This window comes from Paenibacillus xanthanilyticus (assembly GCF_042682185.1).
In the GTDB taxonomy this organism is placed as follows: Bacteria; Bacillota; Bacilli; order Paenibacillales; family Paenibacillaceae; genus Paenibacillus_Z; species Paenibacillus_Z xanthanilyticus.
Map to the genome: position 1 here is coordinate 782576 of NZ_JBHUHA010000001.1, position 21651 is coordinate 804226.

Consider the following 21651-nt stretch of genomic DNA (forward strand, 5'->3'; position numbering starts at 1 on the left):
CTTCCTTTACGTTGACTTCCTATCATTTCAACGCATGAAAGGCCCTTATGTCAAGCTTCGACCCCGCTGCTACCGCCCGTCTCTCCAATTCGGTTAACATAACTTTGTTTATGTGAATCTTTCTATCGGAGCTCGAGCCTCATGTGAACCTGCTCCAAGGTCTTCTTGAAGCCTGCTTGCTCCAGCTGCTCCACGACAACGTGCTGGCTCAACGGTAAATTGCCCGTTCGGCATACGATTGACTGCGAACTTGCGTATGCGCGAATCAATAAAGCGCTTATAAGCGCGCTTCTGACCGGAGCATCTTCCTTCGCCGCGCATTGATATAAGATCGTGGAACGGTGCTCCCCGTGCTCGTCCAATACCTTCTTAATCAAGGCATAACCGGCCGGTTCGCCGCTAGGCTCGCGGGCAATAATCGCAAGTCCTCCCGACTGCAGCGTCTGCCATTGCGATTGCCACGGCTGCAGCTCTTCGTGGAATGTCAACTGCTGCACGTCTTGCGGATTGCCGATTTCAAACGTGTACCGATCCGAGCCAACTAGCGCGCCGAACGTGTTCGCGCCGATTTGCCCCTCCCATTGATAGAAAGCAAGCGTGTCGGTTACTTCATAGCCGTACTTCCGATACAGGGCAATCGCGGGCGCGTTCTCCTTGATCGCTTCGAGCAGTGCGGTATCGACGTTCTCGGCGCGATAAATCCGCAGCGCTTCTTCCATCAGCCGCTTGCCGATGAATCTACCCCGATATTCGGGGACAAGCGCCGTTCCTCCGTTCCACGCGATCTTGCGTCCGCCTTCCTGGCGGAAGCCGTTCATCACGAAGCCGATCGGCCGCTCCCCGTCCAGAATCGCGAAGGAATGGGCGAACGACAATCCTTCGGTGACGGATCGCTTGAGGAACATGTCGAGCGTGAAATTCAAGTTGACGAAGTACTGCTGAAACCCTTCATTCCACAGCGATGTCAGCTGTTCCAGCGTAAACGCGTGCAGCGGGCGAAATTCCATACCTTGGCCTCCCAGTCCTGAAGATCTCTTCTTAACTATACTAGAAGACCGGGAGAATAATCATCAGGTATTGAAGTGTGCCGACGGCAAAAAACCGTGCTTGTGCACGGTTTGTTTTCGGAATTACCGTTATCGTCCCCCTCCATCACCTCGTCCGGGCATAGAATGGCGCGCTTCCGGCCAGCACCTGCGAATCGGGCACGTCGGTCTCTTCGTTGATCCGGTTGTCGCGCATCTGTTTCTTCCTCGCGACGTACTCCTGCACGACCTTCACATAGGTCGCGTGCGACCAGGCGAGCGGCGAGACGGATAACGGTTCGCCCGTGATCGGATGCACCTGTTCGGCCAGCACGCCGGACGGCAGCGCATGGCGGCTCGTCCATTTCAACCATTCGACCGCCTGCTCGACGTCCTCCTCGTTCTTCGCCACGGCCAGCAGCCATTCCGCGTACCAGAGCGTACAGATGATCCACGGATTGCCCGGGATCCGGTTAATGTCCTGGCTGATTTGATGATAGTAGTCGTTCTCGTAGCGCGCCAATCCGCCGACCTCCGTCTTGACCGACAGCGCCAAGTACATATCGTGCATCGTCTGGATGATGCGCGGATCGTCCGCCTTGAACATGTCGAAGTCGAACAACCCGTACATGCTTGCATCCAGCTTCAAGTCGGCTTCATACGCGCTTGTCGTCGGGTTCCAATACAGCGCGCGGAGGAAACGCCGCAGCTGCTTGTCGTACATTTGCTCTTCGACCGCCCGCTTCACCGCTTCCGCTGTATCCCGGTAATAGATGGCACGGACGTTGTCTTGATGGAATTTGGCGAAATTCGAAGCGGCTATCAATCCCGCGTATACCGTCGCTACGGTAAAGGCGTGGACGCCGTAGCGCTCCTCCCACAAATCATAGGAAGGCAGCGGAAGACCGGTCGCTCCGCGATAGCGAATGAGGAAATCCGCCGCCGGCACGACGAATTTCTCGTACGTTGATTTGGATTGCGCTAGCGTGCCGTCAATCTGGAAGTGGTGCCACATGGCGAAGATCACGAGCGCCGTCTCGTCCTCTTGGATCGGGAACTGCTTCTCGCCCTTCGCGTTGATCCACGGATGCCAGCTGGACCCCGCCGAGCCGTCGGGATTATACTTGTGCATCATGTAGCCTTGCTGCGTGAGCGATTTCTCGCAAAATTCGACGAAGGCATTCGTCAATTCGCCATAACCGCAGCGGTCGAGCGCATGCGCGATTAGCGCGCCGTCTCGCGGCCACATGTACGAATACGAATCCCTCGAGAATTTCAGAATGTCCGAATCGTTCGCGGCCACGATCGCCCCGCGATTGTCGAAATGCGTGCGGATAATGAGCAGGCTGCGTTTGTAGAGCGAAGCGAGCGCCGGATCTAGCCCGGACAAATCATGCTTGTCCTGATGTACCCAATGCCGCCAGTAGCCGGACGTACGCTTCAGCATCTGCGCGGGCGTCGTCGTGCGAATCGTATGCTCAAGCTCGCGCAGCCTCGCCTCGTTCGTCGCGAACCCGATCCAGAACCAGCCCTCCTGTTGGGCTTGCCCTTGCACGGGAACCGTGAGCTCCAGCGTGCCGTCTACCGATCCTTGCGTGATCGGATTGCCGCCGAGCTGTCCGTCCTCGGCGTCCTGCCAAGTACCGTTCATGCCCGCCACGCGCTTCTTGCCGGTCGCGTAGCCGCTCGGGTTCGGCCCCTGCTGTCCGGCGGACTGACAGGTGAGCGAGAAGTACCGGTTCCGTTTGTAGAAGACGAGCGAGCTCAGATCCGGATCGAAATACGCGGTGTCCCCGATCGCCGAACCGTAGATTTCCAAGTCCAGATGCATATAAAGCTTGAATGCGCGCGGATGGGCGAACAGATTGCGCACCGTCACCCGGCGGAGGAAGCAATCCTGCTCGTAATCGACCGTATCTTGAATGAACAGCTCGAAGCCGAGACGCTCGTGCCTGGCGTGCACTTCCGTGACCAGCGTGTCTTCCTCGTATAAGGCGTTCGTCTGCATGCCCGCGTCGTCGATCCAGGCGAAGCCCTCCGGCGTCCATATGCCGAACCGGCAGCAATTGCCTAACGTATGGTTCTCCATGCCAACGTACGGATAGTAGATTTCGCGCAAATTGTAACGGGAATCATAGTTAATCAGCACGTTCCCGTTGCCGATGGGCAAGTCTCTGGGCATCGTTATCCACCTTATCTGTTGTTTGCTAGTAACTTGTCCAACATCCGGAATATCAATGCGCGGCAAAGGTCATAATAGGGACCGTACAACGAGGAGGGATAACGATGGCCGACCAGTGGAACGAGCAGGCGCAGGAGCAGGAAGAACAGCAAGCGGCGCCAAACGCCGCGGCGACGTTCGCGCCCGAGAATAAAACCGGCAAGATGGATTATTCCGTGGATTTTATTTGGGGCAGCGATCAGGATCAGTACGTGAATCCCGACGAGACCCAATAAGACTTGCTCCCCGTTTGACCCAGGGACACGCGACAATAAGCAGCAAAAGCCGCCCATCGGGCGGCTTTTTTGCGTGATCAAAAAGTGGATAAGCAAATAAAACACGCAAGCAGAATTGCGCCATATTTCGCGGTGAGGAAGAGGCTATGTCTGCCGGTTATCCTCAATCTCCTGGGTTGATCTCGATATGGCGGCCATCATGCCAAGGATGGCATTGCGCCGTTCGGCGTACAACCTGCGTTCATTCATGAAGTCGTCGATGACCTTTGCGACCATCCGGCGCATCCGGACGTCGGCCTGACTGCCTTCCGATAGTTTGCGCAGCATGTCCAATACCTGTTGATCCGCTTCCTTTTCAAGTGAAAGATGCCGCTCAAGCACGCCTGCTTCGGGCGCGTACAGGCGAGCCCATTCGGCATAAGCCTGTACGTTCGCGGGATCGGGCGCTTCCAAGCTGGCCGGTTCTCCGAATCCGACCTTGTAGCCGCCCATTGCTTCCGGATTGCCGCTTCCCTCCAGTTTCCCGGTCTCCACCAGACAACGAATGCGATAGAACAAGAAGGCGTCGTTCAACCGCTGGTCGCTTCGACCGATGATCTGCCCCACCAGACGGGCGGCGATGAACATACGAGCCGTCGAAGACGCGACGTCGATGGCCGATAGCAAGATCATCTCGTCCCAATAATCCTCCGGCACCGATTGAATCCGGCCCTCGACTATTACGCGCAGTTCGCCATCCTCGACCCGCAGCCTCCGCCAATCGTCGGCATACTCGATCTGTTCCGCGGACGTCACGGCTTGTCCTTGCTCCATAAGCTCGCCCAGCTCCCGCAGCGATACCTCCCCGGTATGCGAATACAACAGCGATCCGTTCGTCCGCTCGAAGATAAGGGCAGGCGCGTCGATCACGCGGACTTCTTCCGCATCCGGAATATGCGCGATGAGCCGCCGAAGACCGGTCTGCTCCTTGGCGTTCCCGGCCGCCCATACCACGATCCGGCGTCCCGCGAGCCGCTCCGGCCAGCTGCTCCAAGCGATGCAATCCCCGAAGCGGTCGGCTTCGGCGTTCCCGAGCATCCTGCGTTCAGCCAGCCAGTCCATCCGGCGCTTCACCCCTCCCGTCCGCGCATCGCCGCGGTCGTCCAGCGGACCGACGGATAAATCGTCCGCCAGCGAAACGACATACTCGCCAGGCTTATCGCGCAGCAGGAACCGGAGGGAATGGGCCGCCGTCTCATCGAAGACGACGTGAATGCGTTCCAGCTCCTGCGTCTCGCCCAGTCTCTCCGTCAAATAATCCGGGTTGCCCAGCTCCCACTCCCGGTCGAACGCCTCGAGGTACCCGACCATGAACGCATGTCGCTCTTCCGCCAGCATGCGCGCGGATGGCGTATTCAGCAGCGCCTTCAGCTTCAGCAGCTTCTCGTAGAAATGGTTAACCGCGGTATCCTTGCCGCTGCGGTACTCCTCCTTCGTCATCGAAGCGCGCGGACGCACATTCGGGTCGTAGATGAGCCTGCCCTTCCAGCCGGAATATACGAACGTGCGCGCCGCGGCAATCGCGCCGATCGCATCCAGACGGTCCGCGTCCTGCACGATCTTGCCTTCGATCGTCTCCATCGGCGCGCCGCCCCCGCCTCCATAGGACATCGTCGAGACGATACGCATGACATGCTCCGATATCGAGCCATCGACGCCTGTCTCAGCCAGCCAGTCCTCGACTCTGCGCAGCCCGGCCTCCTTGGAGACGTTCAGCTTCTCGTCCGCGATATCGTGCAGCAGCGCCGCCAACTCGCAGACATACGGATCGCCGCCCTCCATCTCGGCCAGCAGCTTCGCACTGCGGGCGACTCGCGCGATATGCCACCAGTCGTGGCCGCTGCTGTCGTGCTCTAGCGCCGCTTTCACGAAGTTTCGCGTCTTCGCGATTATCGCTTCTTTGTCCTTCAAACGACCATCACTCCTTCTGGCAACCAATGGAAGGCGATGATATCACGACAAGTCCCGAAGCGCAAGCAGTCTCCCGCGCAGTTCGCGATAAGATTCGATTAACGCGGGATGAACCTGCCGCTCCCACGCCTCCTCCCGGCCTTCGCGAATCCTCGTTCGCAGCCAGGTGGCGCTGAGCGCGCCTTCCGGCCGCGGGAAGGTCAGCCGTCCAAGGCGATGCACGCGATCCTCTGCGAACCAGCTCCCCCGCCCGTTCTCGTCGCCTTCGATGATCAGATCGAGCGCCGGCCATCCTTGGGACGCGCCATAGCATTCGACGGCATTCAAGAGGTAGTCGCCCCAGCTGCGCGAATGATCGTTCTCGTTCGTTAGATCAGGCAGCGCCAGCACGTGGATCCGCTCGCCGTAGATGCAGCGAAGCCATTGCTCCCGCTCGCCGGCGGTGAACGGATTGCGGGCCGTGCCGCTCTCCTGCGCCGAACCGATGACGACGAGCACGCGCTCGGCGATCGCGAGCGCCGCGTCGATGAGTTTTTCGTGCCCGCGGTGAACCGGCTGGAAGCGCCCGATGATGAATCCGAATTGAAAAGGTTTAGTCATCCTATCTCCGCCTTTCATCCTGCTTTCGCGGCAAGAGCCCGGCAGCGGCATATGGCGTCACGCGCTGCCGGACTCAAGCTATGCGCAAGCCCATAGCATTATTCCACGCCGTATTTCGCCGCGATTTGTTCCATTTTATGCACGATACGCGCCGATAATTGAATCCGCTCTTGGCGAGCCGCCTGCGCGCGTACGCGATCCCGGACATCGGTCCAATGCGTCTCGTCGAGCGGCTTCATCTCCTGCTGCGCTGCCCCGTCGTAATCGTAGATCGTTACATATAAGCCTCTGCCGTTCATTTCTTCGTGCGCCAAGACGGTAAGCGTATCCTGCTCCATGACGATGCCGACGCGTCCCGGAATGCTCCGCTTGAGCGGGTCCATCGAGAATTTCATCCGGTCGCTGCCGTTGCTGTAAGCGGTCTTCATTGCCCAGCCGAGCGTGTCGCGGTCGAGGTCGTTATAGAAGCCCGACCCGATTCCGTACGCGACGAAAGCAAGCGGCACCCCGTTCTCTTCCAGCGCTTGATCGTAACGCTTCGCCTGCTCGAAGCTCATCCCTTCGCCGATGATGACGCCGACTTCGGTTAACGCGCCGTGCCGTTCGGCCGCCTTATAAATATCGATCGCCTGCCGCAGCACGTCGCCGCTGTCCGGACGCAGGACGATTTTGACGCCCCGCTCGCGAGCCCGCTCCGCCAGCAGCGGCAAGTACCGGTCGATGACGCGGTTCGCGTCGTACGTGTCGATGACGAGCGCGACGATTGCCTCGCCGCTATCCGCCGTCGAATCAATGGCGTGCATGAAGCATTGCAGTTCGTCGTCGTACTGCTGCGTGACTTTATGCGCAAGTGCGGCGATGCTGCCAATGTTCGCGCGCGGCGTGTGCTTCGTCGTATGGAAATCGTCCGTGCCCTGCAGCGACAAATTCCAAGCCGTGCCGGCCCAATAGGCATCCTCCAGGCTGCGATGGCCGCGGAAGCCGAAGCTATGGAACCGCCAGAAGAACGATTCGTCCGCGCCGAGCGCTTCGCGCTTCTCCTCCAAATACCGCCTCATGTGGAACGCCTCCGTCGCGCAGGCGCTTGGGAAGTACGCATGCATAAGCACGCCTTCCCACCAGGTCACGAGCTCGCCGAAGCCCTCCTTCGTATTGCGGATTTGGGCGAACGGCGTGCCGGCCGGGCACCATGTGCCCTCGGGCAGCGATTCGACGGCGAGCGGCGCATAGCCGCCGCACTCGTCGACGACGCGATGGAAGATCGCCGACGGGAACGCGAGTCCTTGCATGGCCGCGCAGCGCTCCGCTTCCTCGATATGCGCCTTGGTGATCCGTACGTTCAGAACCGACAGCGCGATTTCGCGGAATCCGTACAGGATCATGCCGGCTTTGCGGTTGTACAGGTGGCTGACTTCCCAATCCGTGCTGCATTTCAACCGGCTATGCGAGAGATTGTAGCTATCCGTCAGCAGCAGTACGTTCGAACGAAGTTGATTCATCATGATCATGACCTCCGAATAATTTGTCTTATTGACTATATAAAAGGATATGCGTCGACATTTGTTTTTGTCACATCGACTATATAAATTCTCGAAATAAAGGGCTGATCTCCTCAGCCATTCTTGATTCCTTGCCTTGCCGGGCAAACGCGATGTTCCGCTTAAAACATGCCCGAATTGTAGATGGAGATTCTCGGTTCGTAGTCGGCGAATTCGTACAGCTGCGCGGGACGATTGGAGTTACGATCGGTCGTCAGCGGCTCGCCGTCCGACCCGATCGCTTCCCGAATCAATCCTTGGCGCGTCTTCGTCGTCAGCAGATTTCGTTTGAAATTCGCGATATCCTCCTGGAAGTCCGGGACCACCGTTTGAATCACCTGGTACAATTCGCGGATCGTGAACGTCCGGGGCAGAAACTCCTTGGCGATCGTCGTCGTCATCATTTTCGTCTGAATGAACGTCAGCGCATCGTTCAGCAATTCCTTGTGATCAAAGGCCAGATTCAGCCTCAGCGCCTCATCCAGCTCGAACAGCTTCGCTTCGTCGGCATCCGTATCCGGCGAGATGGCGCGCAGCCGATCCTCGTTCACGAGGGCGCAATACAGCACGGATGGCATCCAGCCTCTCGGATCGCGTCCGGGATAATAGACCGTCTTCACTTGCTCGATATGGACATCCGCGCCGATGTTCGTCTCCTCCTGCAGCTCGCGGTAAGCGGCCTCCGCTAGCGTCTCCGATTCGGAGGAGAATCCGCCCGGCAATGCCCATTGTCCGGGGAATGCGGATGAGCGGGCGCTCCTCCTGACCAGCAGCACCTCCAGCTTGCGGTCGGCGAGCATCTTGTAGCTGCCCGGCTTCGCGTGTGACGTAATGGTGAATATGGCGATATCGACCGGCAATCCGTCTGGCGTGCGGTAACGCGCCGTCACTTGTTCCTTGTTCATCGCTCGCACCTCCTTGATGAACCCAGTATAACCCAACCTCATCTTATTAGTCAATATGACTTTAATAAAAATTCGGAGCGCGCCATTGCTAACTACCCGGCCGACTTGCGCCGGCCCATAGACCGGGACATAATAATAGGGACAGATTAACGCTTAACAGCAATACGAACGGAGGAAACGAATATGACGAAGAAACACGTTTATTTCAATCACGACGCGGGGGTCGACGACTTGGTGTCGTTGTTCCTGCTGCTGCAGATGGACGATATACATCTCACCGGCGTATCCGTCCTCCCGGCCGATGGATACCTCGAGCCCGGCGCGGACGCAAGCCGCAAAATCATCGACCGCTTCGGCCGATATGAGGTCGAGGTCGCCAAATCGAATTCGCGCGGCAAAAATCCGTTCCCTGCCGCTTGGCGCATGCATACCTTCTTCGTGGACGCGCTGCCGATCTTGAACGAATCCGGCACGATCAACGCCCCGCTCTCGCCCCTGCCCGCGCACCGGCATATGATCGAGGCGATCCGCACCAGCGCCGAACCGACGACGCTGCTTTTCACCGGACCGCTCACCGATCTGGCCCGCGCCCTGGATGAAGCCCCGGATATTGAGGACAAGATCGCGAAGCTCGTCTGGATGGGCGGCACGTTCGAGAAAGGCAACGTCCAAGAGCCCGAACATGACGGCACGGCGGAATGGAACGTGTTCTGGGATCCGGAAGCGTGCCACCGCGTATTTCAGAGCAGCATCCCCGTCGATCTCGTCGCGCTCGAGAGCACGAACAAAGTGCCGCTTACCTTAAGCGTCCGCAGCGCTTGGGCGAAAGAACGGAATTATGAAGGCGTGGATTTCCTCGGTCAATGTTACGCGTGCTGCCCGCCGCTCGTCTACATGGAAACGAATTCGACCTACTACCTATGGGACGTGCTCACGACAGCTTCCGTCGGCAGACCGGAACTGGTCATGAAGCGCGAAGTCCGCTGCACGGTCATTCCGGATGGCATTAGCCAAGGCAGAACGATCGCCGACCCGAACGGGCGCCCGGTCAACCTCGTGCACGACTTGGATGCCGATGCGTTCTGGACCTATATTGCGGATTTGGCGAAGAAGGCTGCTCCGAAGCGGTACTAGGCGTCAATGGCTTCCTAGCTCCTTTTCATCCAGCATTCCCCGCCAAAGCCAGCTACATCCCGCTCTCCCCTCTTCATGAAAAATGCGTTTTGGCCTATACTACAACCATTCCACAAGCGAAAGGTGTTTGATCGTGAACGTTCATGAGCTGAATTATGCGATCTGGGCGATTGCGCGCGAGCTGGTCCATCATCACCGTTACTCGCTGATGGACAACGACGAAGGGATGCTGACCCTGAAGCGGCGCGACGGCATTCGCGTGACGTACCTTTATTTGATGCCGTTGGTGTATGGTCAATCCGCGGAGCAGCAGGAAGCGGAAATTCGCGAACAATTCGCGCATTCCATGGATTGGATGAAGATGGTCGGCTTCCGCCGGCCTGCTCTCGTTCACCGGATGGTGCATCTCTATATTCGCACGGACGCCGGTTATCAAATGTCCGGCGAGCAAATCGCATCCCTGCATCTTAGCAGTCTGACGGAAAGTCATCGCATCGAAGCCGGACTCATCGATCTCGTCGACAATCGCGCCGTGCTGCCGCAGATCGTCATCCCCGGCGCCGAGTTCATCCAGCAATTTGCCGCCCGCAGCGAACCCGTGCCTTACGATGAGACTCGATTGTACGAGGTTATTGACGTATGGCATGGCGAAATGCTGCGCGCGCACCAGGAGCGCGTGGAGCCGTTCGAGGAAGCGGGACGCAAGCGCGGCGCGCCGCTCACATTCGCTTTTGTCGCCATCAACGTCGTCGTATGGCTGCTCATGACGTACTATGGCGGCTCGACGAATACGGCCACGCTCATCCAATTCGGCGCCAAATACGCGCCCCTTATCGATGAAGGCGAATATTGGCGGCTCGTCACGCCAATGTTCCTCCATATCGGCGGGCTGCATCTGTGGTTCAATACCGTATCGTTGCTCTCGCTCGGCGGTCGCATCGAACGGGTGCTTGGGTCAGGTACCTTCTTCCTGCTATACATGACGGCAGGGATCGTCGGCAACCTGTCCAGTTATTGGTTCTCTCCTTCCATCTCGGCCGGCGCGTCCGGCGCGATATTCGGCCTCATGGGCGCCTTGCTGTATCTAACGGTCAAGGAACCGGATACGTGGGGGGAGATGATGGGGTTTTCAATCTACAGCGGTCTCGTCATGAACGTGATCCTCGGCTTCGTCGTGCCCGGCATCGATAACTACGCGCACTTCGGCGGTCTGGTCGGCGGGTATCTGTTCATGGCGGCAAGAGCGCTGCTAACGAAAAAAGAGGCCGCAGCGTCTTAATCGGCTGAATCGACTGACGAATATCCATTCCTATAGGCAAACAAAAACGGACAACCATCTTCTCCTTGTGGGAAGGGTTGTCCGTTTCATCTCGTGTCGCTTGGCTGCATTAGATCGATTGACGCAGTTGCTGCTCCGCTGCGTTCTCCTCTGCAAGAATGCGATACGCTTCTACCGCGCGATAAGCGGCCAGCTGAAGCAATTCTTCTTGATTGCGCACCTCGCGCAAATGAACGACTTTGTCGTGGCAAACGATATCGGTTTCGACGAATTCGCCGATCAGCATTTGCATCCGGAAGCCATACATCGAGACATTCTCGTCATCATGGCCGCGAAGGATCTCCGCCAATTCCGTCATCTCTGCGTACTCCGCCTTGAACCGGCGATCGTTCCGCCAAGTGCCGGCTGCCTTCGTCTCCGTAATTTCCGACAGCAAGTTCGTGTATCCTGCCGCCTTGTCCAACAGGACGCTAATGTTCATTTCTTTGTTCTCCATTGTGTAATTCTCCTCTCATCGGGGGTTCGTTGGTTATTGCAACTGCCTGCTTATGCCGGTCGGCCTGTGCTGGTTTCTATAATCATACCTCATGATGAACATAATGTCAACTTAGTTTACGTTAGAGTCGATTTTATGTTATTGCCATGTCAGGTAAATCGAATCTCGGAAGTCCTTCCACGTCCAACACGCGCAAATTATGTCAAAAAACCTCCCCGTCGTGTCGAACGGAGAGGTTTCATGTGATTTATATACGCGTATATAGGGCGATGAACCTGCAGATAGGACCTACAGATATACCGGCTTTACGCAAACCGGCTTCGACACGGATACCGATTGCCCCGTTTCGCTCAAAAACCCAGTTTCGCGATCGACGCGGAACGTTACGATATTGTTGTCGTCCCGGTTCGCGCATAGCAGATAGCGACCGCCCGGCGTCAACGCGAAATGTCGCGGATGTCCGCCGCCGGAGGAGATGTGCTGAATAAGCGAAAGTTGTCCGGACGCGCCGTCGACCGCATAGACGACCAGACTGTCGTGACCGCGGTTCGAGCCGTATACATAGCGGCCGTCTTCCGATGCGGCGATCTCGGCCGTCGTATTCTCACCGTCGAAGCCTTCGGCCGGAAGCGTGGATAGCGTCTGGATCGGCGACAGCTTGCCCTCAGCCGCATCGTAAGCGAAGACGGTAACCGACGAATCCACTTCGTTGATGACATAGGCATGTGATCCGTTCGGATGAAAGGCGAGGTGGCGCGGACCGGAGCCTGGATTCGTCTCCACGACCTGCTTCAGGACGAGCTTGCCTTCCGCTTCGTCGATTGCGTATGTGAAAATTTTATCGAGACCCAAATCTTGAATAAGCAGGTATTTCCCATCCGGGCTGAAGAAAGCCGAATGCGGATGCGGACGGTCTTGACGTTCCGGATGCACGCTGCGGCCTTCATGCTGGCTGACGTCCAGCTGCTTGCCGATCCGCCCGTCCTCTTCGATCGCGAACAGGCCGGCCATGCCGCCATGATAGCTGACGACGATCAAATAGTTGCTGCCCGCATCGCGCTGGATATGGCAGGTCGGCGACGCGACCGTCAACGCGCGGTTGAGCGGCTCGAATTTGCCCGTGGCGGGATCGATCGCGAACGCCGCCGCTTCGCCGGCTTTGCCGCCGTCCGCCGACGTGCCCTCCGATATCGCGTACAGCCTATTGTTCGCCGTGTCGACGTTGAGGAATGTCGGGTTGCGGTAACCCGCCGCCGCGTCGATCAGCGTCAGGGCGCCGGTCTCTTCATTGAACGCGTACGAATAAATGCTGTTATCTGCCGCTTCCGCATAGGAGCCGGCGAATACGATCAGTTGTTGCTCGGACAAAACCAACGCCTCCTTATGTAGCCCAATCTTTGAAAATTCCGCTCAAAATCGTTCTAATCTTAGCATCAACGCCTCTTTTTTGCAAAAAAAACAGGCGGATCGCCCTCCGCCTGCCCGTTCATCCCGGCTCTTATTCGAGGTGGGCGCGCATCCAGCTTTCCAGCCCGCTCAGCGACCTGGGCGGCGAATGACCGAGCCGGATGCGCGCCGGAACCGCACCCCATAGTTCCAGCGCCGCGGGGCGCGATAAACCCCAGTCGCGGAGCGGTTCGTCCTGGGCGAACACACGCTCCGGCGCGCCCTCCATGACGCAGCGGCCGTCTCGAAGGACGACGCAATAATCCGCCCATTCATACGCCAGGTTCATGTCATGGGTCGCCATAACCATCGTCACGCCTTCCTCCTCATGAATGCGGGCGAGCTCGCCCAGCAGCGCGCGCTCGGTCGAACGGTCCAGATAGGCCGTTGGCTCGTCCAGCAGCAGCACGCTCGGCCGCATCACCATCGCGCCTGACAGCGCCACTCGCTTCTTCTGGCCGAGACTAAGCGCATGAATAGGCGTATCCGCCGCTTCCGACAGCCCCATCGCATCCAACGCTCTCCTTACACGGTCGCGGATCTCCAGTTCCGGGACGCCCGCGTTGCGCAGACCATAGGAGACATCCTCGGAGGGCGTGTTCAGGATGAGCTGCTGCTCCGGATCTTGAAACACCAGCCCGATCTGCTCCCGGATATCGCGAAGCCCGCGGCGCGACTGCGGATAAGGCTGTCCGCGGAACCGAATCGTCCCCCGATCGGGCTGCAGCAGGCCGAGCAGCTGCAGAAAGAAGGTCGATTTGCCGGACCCGTTCCTGCCGAGCAGCGCGGTCTTCTTGCCCTGCGGTATACGAACGGACAGTTGATCGAGCGCCGGCTTGCCGGCAGCGGGATACGTATATGAGATTCGCTCGCAAGCGATGATGTCGTTCATGATAGCCATCCTCCCGGCAGCGTCAGCGCCGATAACGTTAAGATCGCGATGCCGATCCCTGCTTCGAACCGCAGCCTTGCCGGCACGATTCCCGATTCGCCGGGCGCCAGCCGCAGCTCGTCTTCGAAGCCTCTCGCGCGAAGTCCGCGCATCCAACCCTCGTAACGGGACATCGTCCGATCGAACAACCGGGCTGCGAGCGTCGCCGTATCGGCGATGGTTCTCTTCGCGCCGCGATAGCCGCCTCTTGCCCGCTGAGCCGTATACAGCTCGAAGGCCGTCTGGAGCAGAAGGAAAAGGAACCGATACATGATTTGCATGATTTCCAGTACGAGCAGCGGCACGCGCAGCTTGCGCAGCACCTGGAACAGGTCTGCCATCGGCGTGGTCAGAATGAGGAAGAGAAAGCAGCTTGAGCAGGCTAGAATGCGAAGCATGAGCCCCAGCGCGAGCTTGCCCCCGTCCTCGGTCAAGACCAGCTGCCATCGGCCGATGTCCACGCCGACCGCAGCGGGTACCATCGCCGCGCTCTCTGGCATCACCTCAACCAGCAGCGCAGGCAGACTGAGCAGATAGAAGCCGAGTACGCTGCCGAGCGCGGCGGCGTAGAATCTCGCGCCGATCCCCGCTCTGCGTACGGTCCAGCTGCACAGCCAGACCGTGATCGCCGCCTGTTCCGCCGGCCCAGCCAGATAGGCAAGCAGCAGCAGCGCGGCGGCGAAGCCGCATTTTGCCGTCGCCGGCAAGCTTCTCAACCGATTGCCGTACGAATAGCTGTCGATTTGATGCAGGATCACGACTTCTTTCTCAATGCTTTCCCCCGGAACAAGCCGATGACGTAGCCGATGAAGCCCGCGCCGAGCGCCGCTTGCAGCGCGAACAACATGCTCTCCGTTTCGCCCGGCGGCGACAGCAGCGAGGAGAACCATGGCTCGTAGGCCGGATCCACGGTGGCGATCATCTCCTCGGCTTGGCCGTCCGCACCGCCGAAATCGCCGTTGACGAAGGCAAGCGGCAGCACGGCGAGCAGCACGACGGCTGCAACAATCCACGTATTGCGGTAACGTTTAAACATGGGTACGCGCTCCTTTCATTTTGCGCTGGAGCAGCCGGAATTCGTCGGCTCCATATGCCTGCAGCCAGTTCCAGACTAGGACGGTCAGCAATCCTTCGCTAATCGCAAGCGGAATTTGGGTGAGCGCGAAGACGCCGCCGAATTTCATCAGCGAAGCGGCGATGCCGCCGCTAGCCGACGGGAACGCCAGCGCCAGCTGCGCCGAGGTCATGATATAGGTGGCCAGATCGGCTGTCGCGGCGGCGAAGAAGATGGCCAGCTTCGGTCTGTCCGTCGTCCGCATCAGCCAGACGTAGACTGCGTAGCCGGCCATCGGCCCGGCGACGGCCATCGAGAACGCGTTCGCCCCGAGCGTCGTCAATCCGCCGTGCGCGAGCAGCACCGCTTGGAACAACAGGACGATTGATCCTAATACGCTCATCGGGAGCGGGCCGAACATGACCGCGCCGAGGCCCGTCCCGGTCGGATGCGAGCTGCTGCCCGTGACGGACGGCAGCTTCAGCGCAGATAGGACGAACGTGAAGGCGCCCGCGAGACCGAGCATGATTTTGAGCTCCGGCGTCTCCTTCGTCACCTTTCGCAAGGCACGAAGTCCCAGCGCAAAGAACGGAATGAACACGACCCACCAGAATATCGCCCATCCTACAGGAAGGAAGCCCTCCATGATGTGCATCGCGTATGCGGATTGCGGCACATTCAACCACAGATACAGCGCGAACGCCGCTATTAGCGACAGCGTCCCCGCCCATTTTCGTTTTGTCACGTCTCCAATTCCTCTCCACTAAGTTGTCGCGCGCTGATCGAACACGCCAAAAAGGCGCCTCTCCCCTTCGTGATGCAGGGGAAAGACGCCCGTATGTACGCAGCTTATCTACCATCCGGTTGCTCGTCTAACACCTCCCTATCTCCCGTAGGTAAAGCAGTGTCGTCGAAACAGGCAGGTCTCCTGGCTACCGGCATCATCGTCGTCAGCCGCCTTCCCGGTTGCACCCAGTGGCGAATTTGCGCTTTCGACTCCTCCGTAACAGTGGCGGGACCGCGTCGGCATTGCACCGAACTTCCCTATTAAGCCGGAACGGCAGCCTGCAGCGGCCGCCCTTCCAGCACCTGTTTCCGTTATTCACTTATTCCCGCGCGGCGGGTTGAAACCTATGAACATAGTAAACGGTCGCCGCGTTTTGCGCAACAACCGTTTTGAAGGAGCGCCTTAGCGGAAGGACTGCCAGAACGGACGGTCCTTCGCCAAAATCGCGTTAATCTGCGCGAACGGGATCGTGAACGTCGGGAAGCCTGCCGCATATGGCCCGATCTCGTATGGGGCGAAATACAGATGGAGCGCCGTCTCCGAGACGTAGAACGGCTGGTCGGGCGCGATCCCTTTGTACGTGTCCGGGAACACGTAATCGTACTGCGGATCATCCTTGATTTGTTGGCCGACGATGTCGCTCAGCACCTTCACGTAATCGCTGCCCGGCTTAAATAAGTCTTCGAGCCTGTAGAACGCGCCGGTCGTGATGTCGATGTGCGGATACAGCAGCGACGGCATGCCGTGCGCCGCGCCGAACGGGTAATCGTAGCCGGACAGCTCGAGGACGAGCAGATTTTTGCGGAACATCGAGATTTGGAAATCGCCGGTATAGGACGATTCAAGCTGTTGATCCGCCGGAACTGGCTTCACTTGGGAAAGTTCCTTGAGCTTCGTGTTGACGTTCTGCTGCGTATTCGGATTCGACATGCCTTCGAGCTGCGGATAATAGACGAGGTAATCCTTGTTCGGGCTGTATTTGACCTCGCGCACCCGATAGGGATCACGCAGCGGAATGATGCTGTTCTGCCGCCATACGGACTGTCCGTCGTTCGTCCAATAGGAGAGCCGCTGGTCCACGTTCGCCGCGATCAGACCATCCTCGAGCGTTAACGTGCCGCTGCCTTTGATCCGGGGATAACCCGGGGCTGCCTTGCCCGTCCGGTCGATAAAGTACGTATGCGTTCGATCGTAGACCGATGCCAGTCCTTGCTTGTAATCTTGAACGTCGAAATAGGCAAAGTCGCTCAACCGCACGCCTTTCGCGGTCGCAACCAAGAAAATGGAGCCCCGATAGGGCTCGTTCTCGTCGATCGCCTGCCCGAGCGCCAGACGATTGTCGCCAAGCTGTCGGATATCGTTGTAGCCCGGCTGCACGACATATTGGCCTTTCTTGTCGATGACGCCGTACACCGATTTGTAGTCTTCGCCGGTATTGACGACCGCAAGCCCGTCGCGGAACGGCTGCGCATAGGTGTATGCAGGCTGGATGACGACTCTGCCCTTCTCGTCGATATACCCGTATTTGCCGCCGGCCTCCTGCTGGAAGGCAAGCAGACCGTCGCTCGGCGGGCCGACGAACGGGTAATGGAAGACGGCCACCTGCGTGCCGTCTGGCCGAATGACCGCGTATTCGCCCTCCTTCGTCTTGATCAGCGCGCGATTGCGTTCAAAGTCGTCCGCCTCCTGGAAGCGGGCCGGGATGACTTCGCTGCCTTCTCCGTCGATATAACCGTACAGCGAATTGCCATCCGTGTTCTGCACATAGAAGACGGCTCTGTTGTTATGCAAATTCCCTAAGAACGAGTAGGCACGCTTCGTGACGATCCGCCCCTCGGCGTCAATCAGCTTGAAGCCTTCTTTGTCGATCACGACGGCATGCCCTTCCGAGAATTCGCCGATGGAGTCATAGATCGGCTGGACGACGAAGCGTCCCGACGTATCGATGAGTCCCGTCCCCTGCTCCGTCCCGGCAGCCGCCAGCCCGGTGCGGCCGAACGCGGCGGCGGAGCGAAACCGCGGCTGGAGCACCATTTTGCCCGCACGGTCGATATACCCCCATCGTATGCCGTTCACGGTCTTGAGCGATGCCGGGAACAGCGCCTCCGCCCTCGCGGCGGCGCCGTGGCCGTGTTGAAGCTGGCCCGTTATCTCGCGCTGCAGCCGCTCCAGCTCTTCGCGCGAAGGATACGGATGCGGAAACTCCAGCGCGCGGCGAACGGATAACAAGGCGGCTTGCGGCAACCCCGCTCTCCATTGCGCATCGGCCCAATAATACCAATAGAACGCGTAGTCGGGATGCAGCCGCACCATCTGCTCGTAGTAGCCGGCTACTTTGCGAAAGTAAGCCGGTTCCGCATCCCGTGCCGGCACGATCGCGCCGCCATGCCATCGAAGCACCTCCACGCGATACGCCTCGCCCGTGTCATGCGACCAGAGCGCAAGCTCGGACTGCCCGTCCCTACCGCCGGGCTCGACCAAATCCAGCACTTCGATGTAGCTGTACGTCAATGGGTCCTTCAAGACGCTTCGCAATCCGCCCGGCTCCCATTCGTAGATCGCCAGCTGCGACCAGATCGCGCCCATTTGCCAGCCGATCAGCAGGTTGTTGCGCGCCGCGCTCGTTACCGCCGACGCGGACAGCAGCGTCACGCCGTAGCCGGCACCGCGTTCGTTGACGATCGCTTCCCAACCGTCGGCCGTATTCCGGAGCACCAGCAAGTAAAGCGCATCTCCATATCGGTACACGGCCGCGACCTCCGGCTCGCGGTCGCCGTTCAAATCCGCCGCGACGATCGCCGGATGCTTCACCGGTCGTTCGATGACGGCAAGCTCGGCGCCATGAGGCAAAAATTGCCCGACGAGCCGCACAAGCTGCTGTTCGTGCGCGATCATTCCGCATCCCTCCTCGACTCGCTCTCGCCAACGCCGCATCTCGCGCCGGCGCATAGCTTTTCGCATAATCGTATGCGTCAGCGCGGGAGATATGACAGTAACGAGCGAGCGATGCGGATGCTAAGCTTTATGGGGATCTAACCCATGCAGAAACAACTGCACGATCTCCGTCGCCGCTTCATCCGGCGAGAGCAGTCCTTCGGTAAGCTCCGGCTGATTGCGCATCAGCATCAGCATTGCGAAGGCGCGGGAGAGAAAGACCGGGTTGCTCTTCCGAATGATCCCTTCATCCATCGCGCTGCGAAATACGCCCGCGAGCAACTGATGGAGCTGCTGCTCCTGATCGCGAATCGAAGCGATTTGCTCCTCGCTTAAGACGGAGGAGGCTTTGCGCATCATGGTTTCGAATTCGACGTGCGAATGGCGAAGCAGCCCGATGGCAAGCAGCTTCAGCTTCCCGTGCAAATCCGGCGTCTCGCGGACGATGTCCTCGCTTCGGGCCAGCGCCGTGCGCAGCATGAGCAGGATCGCCTCGGTGAAGAGCGAGCTCTTGTCCTTGTAGTAGTGGTAGATCGTCGCTTTGGTAACGCCGCACAGATCGGCGACCTCCTGCAGCGATAATTTATCGTAGCCCATCTGCATGAATTGCATGGCCGCTGTACGAAGAATAAGGACGCGCGTCGCGTCCGTGCGCTTGCCTCTCGGGCGGCCGGTTTTCGCTTTGTTCTCTGGCTTGTCTTGCATCGAAGTCATCACGCCCCGCTATGTGCAAAAATGAAGTTCAAAAAGATGTAACGATTCCTGATTGCTAAATCTACTCTAGGGTAGATATAATTAGTGCAACTTTAATTAGTTTACCCTTTTATCTCTCATTTTGAAATGGAGGAACACCTTAATGGAATCAAATAGCTGGCTGGCCAAGTACGGCAGTCTCGTAGCGGGCAAGCGAACGCGGTGGATTACGATCTTCGCGTGGATTCTGCTCGCCGCGGTTCTCAGCATGACGCTGCCGCAAGTCGGCAGCAAAGAAATCAACAACGCGCCGAATTTGAAGGAAGATCTCCCTTCGGTTCAGGCCGCTGCCATCATCAAGGAGCAGTTCCCTTCCGAGTCCGGCCTGCCGGCGCTGATCGTCTGGCATCGTGACAGCGGACTGTCGGCGGAAGACTTGGCCGCCGTGCAAGGACTGGCGAAGCAATTGACCGAATCGCCGGTCGAAGGCCAATCCTCCACAATTCCGCTTCATCAAGTGCCCGTCGATGCGCTGCGCGCGCAAGTCTCCGAAGACGGCACGACCCTTATCCAGCCCCTGTTCTTCGACAAATCCGCGGATACGGAGGTCATGGAGAGCTCGCTGGAGAAAATCAAGGCGCTCGGCGACGAAGCGTCCGGTGCGAAGCCGTTCGAGGCCGACACGGACGGCGGCGAGCTGAGCGCGCGCATCACCGGTCCGGCCGGCATCGCGGTCGATGCCACCGCGCTGTTCAGCGGCGCCGACGTCTCGCTCCTCATCGCGACCGTCGTCATCGTGCTCGTCATCCTGCTCGCCATCTACCGTTCGCCGATTCTGGCGCTCATTCCGCTCGTCGGCGTCGCTTTCGCCTATGCGGTCACCAGTCCGCTGCTAGGCTGGATGGCCGGGGAAGGCTGGATTACCGTCGATTCGCAAGGCATCTCGATAATGACGGTACTGCTCTTCGGCGCCGGCACCGATTACTGCTTGTTCCTGATCTCGCACTTCAGAACCGAGCTGACCCGGCACGAGAATAAATTTGCGGCATTAATTCATGCCATTAAAGATGCCACAGGCGCGGTCGCCATGAGCGGCTTCACCGTCGTCCTGTCGCTGCTCGCGCTGCTGCTGGCCGAGTATGGCGCGTACCACCGGTTTGCGGTTCCTTTCAGCTTATCGATCTTCATTATGGGCATTGCCAGCATCACGCTCGTACCGGCTCTGCTGTCCGTCTTCGGACGCGCCTCGTTCTTCCCGTTCATTCCGCGTACGCCGGAGATGAAGCGCGAGCGCGCGATTCGCAAGGGCAAGCCTGTGCCGAAGGAAACGCCGAAACGCGGCTTCGGCCAGGCGATCGGCGGTCTCGTCACCCGTAAGCCATGGACCGTGACGATCGTCTCGGTCGTCATTCTCGGCGCGCTGGCCGGCTTCGCGCCAGCTATTAACTACAACTACGACATCCTGTCTTCGTTCCCGAAGACGATGGACTCCCGCGAAGGCAACGACCTGATCGGCGAGGCGTTCTCGCCGGGCAGTCTGGCGCCCGTGACCGTCGTCGTGGACACCGAAGGCAAGGCGATCGATCTGGCTTCGTTCTTCGAAGCGGACGACAAGATCGCTTCCGTCACCGCCAAGCCGGAGGCCGGCGCCACGGAACCGAACTTGCGATCGTACGCCATCACGCTGGCCATGAACCCGTATTCCCTTGACGCCATGTCGTACATTCCCGAGCTGCAGGCGCGCGCGGAGAATGAACTGAAGGCCAGCGGCATCGCCGAGCCACGCGTCTGGGTCGGCGGTCAGACCGCCGAGCAGCATGATACCAAGACCGTCGGCGACCAGGACCGCAATCTGATCATTCCGGTCGTCACCGTGCTGATCGCGCTGCTGCTCCTGGTGTATCTGCGCTCGTTCGTCGCGATGCTTTACCTCATCGCCACCGTCCTGCTCTCCTATGGAGCTGCGCTCGGACTTGGCTGGATCATCGTCCATTATTTGATGGGCGCGGAAGGCATTCAAGGCTCGATTCCGCTCTATGCGTTCGTGTTCTTGGTCGCGCTCGGCGAAGACTACAATATCTTCATGATTTCGAGCATCTGGCAGAAACGCAAGACGATGCCGCTTCGCCAAGCGATCCGCGAAGGCGTCGCGGATACAGGCGGCGTCATCACGTCCGCCGGCCTGATTCTCGCGGCCACCTTCGCGGTGCTGGCCACGCTGCCGATTCAAGTGCTCGTGCAGTTCGGCATCATTACCGCCATCGGCGTCCTGCTGGATACGTTCGTCGTCCGGCCGTTCCTCGTCCCGGCCATCACCGTCCTGCTCGGACGCAAGGCATTCTGGCCTGGCCGCGTCTATGAGCCGGCGGCAGCCGGCAAGGCGGAACACGCGACCGGCACTTATCGCGGTTAAACGCAAGAC

The 21651-nt window shown here is 59.0% G+C and carries 18 protein-coding genes and 1 riboswitch; of the genes, 4 read left to right on the forward strand and 14 right to left on the reverse strand.

What is annotated here, in order from left to right; all coding sequences use genetic code 11:
• Positions 1-122 precede the first annotated feature (122 nt).
• Both ACFSKT_RS03315 and ACFSKT_RS03320 read right to left on the reverse strand, forming a co-directional pair.
• Positions 123-1007, reverse strand: coding sequence for a GNAT family N-acetyltransferase (locus ACFSKT_RS03315; protein WP_377720375.1), 885 nt, complete (start codon positions 1005-1007; stop codon positions 123-125).
• A 145-nt stretch (positions 1008-1152) separates the two neighbouring features.
• Positions 1153-3207, reverse strand: coding sequence for a glycoside hydrolase family 15 protein (locus ACFSKT_RS03320; protein WP_377720376.1), 2055 nt, complete (start codon positions 3205-3207; stop codon positions 1153-1155).
• Positions 3208-3311: 104 nt separating this feature from the next.
• On the opposite strand from ACFSKT_RS03320, the gene ACFSKT_RS03325 reads away from it, so the two are divergent.
• Positions 3312-3482, forward strand: coding sequence for a hypothetical protein (locus ACFSKT_RS03325; protein WP_377720377.1), 171 nt, complete (start codon positions 3312-3314; stop codon positions 3480-3482).
• Positions 3483-3626: 144 nt separating this feature from the next.
• On the opposite strand, the gene ACFSKT_RS03330 is transcribed toward ACFSKT_RS03325, so the two are convergent.
• The 4 genes from ACFSKT_RS03330 to ACFSKT_RS03345 form a co-directional block, all read right to left on the reverse strand.
• Positions 3627-5432, reverse strand: coding sequence for a DUF3658 domain-containing protein (locus ACFSKT_RS03330; RefSeq protein WP_377720378.1), 1806 nt, complete (start codon positions 5430-5432; stop codon positions 3627-3629).
• Positions 5433-5474: 42 nt separating this feature from the next.
• Positions 5475-6032 carry an adenylyltransferase/cytidyltransferase family protein gene (locus tag ACFSKT_RS03335; protein ID WP_377720379.1) on the reverse strand — a complete coding sequence of 186 codons (558 nt, stop codon included), beginning with the start codon at positions 6030-6032 and terminating at the stop codon, positions 5475-5477.
• A gap of 98 nt (positions 6033-6130) precedes the next feature.
• Positions 6131-7534 (reverse strand): nicotinate phosphoribosyltransferase, encoded by a 1404-nt coding sequence (locus ACFSKT_RS03340; RefSeq protein ID WP_377720380.1) that lies wholly within the window; start codon positions 7532-7534, stop codon positions 6131-6133.
• Between the two features lie 158 nt (positions 7535-7692).
• Positions 7693-8475, reverse strand: a complete 783-nt coding sequence (locus ACFSKT_RS03345) for an NUDIX hydrolase (RefSeq protein WP_377720381.1) — start codon at positions 8473-8475, stop codon at positions 7693-7695.
• A gap of 183 nt (positions 8476-8658) precedes the next feature.
• Here ACFSKT_RS03345 and ACFSKT_RS03350 point away from each other — a divergent pair, with 183 nt between their 5' ends.
• Both ACFSKT_RS03350 and ACFSKT_RS03355 read left to right on the forward strand, forming a co-directional pair.
• Positions 8659-9609, forward strand: coding sequence for a nucleoside hydrolase (locus ACFSKT_RS03350; RefSeq protein WP_377720382.1), 951 nt, complete (start codon positions 8659-8661; stop codon positions 9607-9609).
• Between the two features lie 133 nt (positions 9610-9742).
• Entirely contained in the window at positions 9743-10888 is a 1146-nt protein-coding gene (locus ACFSKT_RS03355; protein ID WP_377720383.1) for a rhomboid family intramembrane serine protease, read from the forward strand.
• Positions 10889-10997: 109 nt separating this feature from the next.
• Here ACFSKT_RS03355 and ACFSKT_RS03360 read toward each other — a convergent pair whose 3' ends face one another.
• From ACFSKT_RS03360 to ACFSKT_RS03395, 8 genes are all read right to left on the reverse strand, one after another.
• Positions 10998-11384, reverse strand: a complete 387-nt coding sequence (locus ACFSKT_RS03360) for a hypothetical protein (protein WP_377720384.1) — start codon at positions 11382-11384, stop codon at positions 10998-11000.
• Positions 11385-11672: 288 nt separating this feature from the next.
• On the reverse strand, positions 11673-12752 hold the full coding sequence (locus tag ACFSKT_RS03365; RefSeq protein WP_377720385.1) for a lactonase family protein: 1080 nt from the start codon (positions 12750-12752) through the stop codon (positions 11673-11675).
• 130 nt (positions 12753-12882) lie between these two features.
• Positions 12883-13722 (reverse strand): energy-coupling factor ABC transporter ATP-binding protein, encoded by an 840-nt coding sequence (locus tag ACFSKT_RS03370; protein ID WP_377720386.1) that lies wholly within the window; start codon positions 13720-13722, stop codon positions 12883-12885.
• Positions 13719-14519: a cobalt ECF transporter T component CbiQ gene (cbiQ, locus tag ACFSKT_RS03375; protein ID WP_377720387.1), complete on the reverse strand. Its 801-nt coding sequence runs from the start codon at positions 14517-14519 to the stop codon at positions 13719-13721. The genes ACFSKT_RS03370 and cbiQ overlap by 4 nt, the downstream gene beginning before the upstream one ends.
• Positions 14516-14797, reverse strand: a complete 282-nt coding sequence (locus tag ACFSKT_RS03380; protein ID WP_377720388.1) for an energy-coupling factor ABC transporter substrate-binding protein — start codon at positions 14795-14797, stop codon at positions 14516-14518. Before ACFSKT_RS03380 ends, cbiQ begins: the two co-directional genes overlap by 4 nt.
• A complete protein-coding gene (locus ACFSKT_RS03385) occupies positions 14790-15560 on the reverse strand; it encodes an energy-coupling factor ABC transporter permease (protein WP_377720389.1) in 771 nt (256 codons plus the stop codon). The genes ACFSKT_RS03380 and ACFSKT_RS03385 overlap by 8 nt, the downstream gene beginning before the upstream one ends.
• A gap of 156 nt (positions 15561-15716) precedes the next feature.
• A riboswitch (cobalamin riboswitch) is annotated at positions 15717-15923 on the reverse strand.
• 81 nt (positions 15924-16004) lie between these two features.
• Complete coding sequence (locus ACFSKT_RS03390) at positions 16005-18497, reverse strand: WG repeat-containing protein (RefSeq protein WP_377720390.1); 2493 nt, start codon at positions 18495-18497, stop codon at positions 16005-16007.
• A 120-nt stretch (positions 18498-18617) separates the two neighbouring features.
• Positions 18618-19241: a TetR/AcrR family transcriptional regulator gene (locus ACFSKT_RS03395; protein WP_377720391.1), complete on the reverse strand. Its 624-nt coding sequence runs from the start codon at positions 19239-19241 to the stop codon at positions 18618-18620.
• A 151-nt stretch (positions 19242-19392) separates the two neighbouring features.
• Here ACFSKT_RS03395 and ACFSKT_RS03400 point away from each other — a divergent pair, with 151 nt between their 5' ends.
• Positions 19393-21642 carry an MMPL family transporter gene (locus ACFSKT_RS03400; RefSeq protein ID WP_377720392.1) on the forward strand — a complete coding sequence of 750 codons (2250 nt, stop codon included), beginning with the start codon at positions 19393-19395 and terminating at the stop codon, positions 21640-21642.
• Positions 21643-21651: the final 9 nt, after the last annotated feature.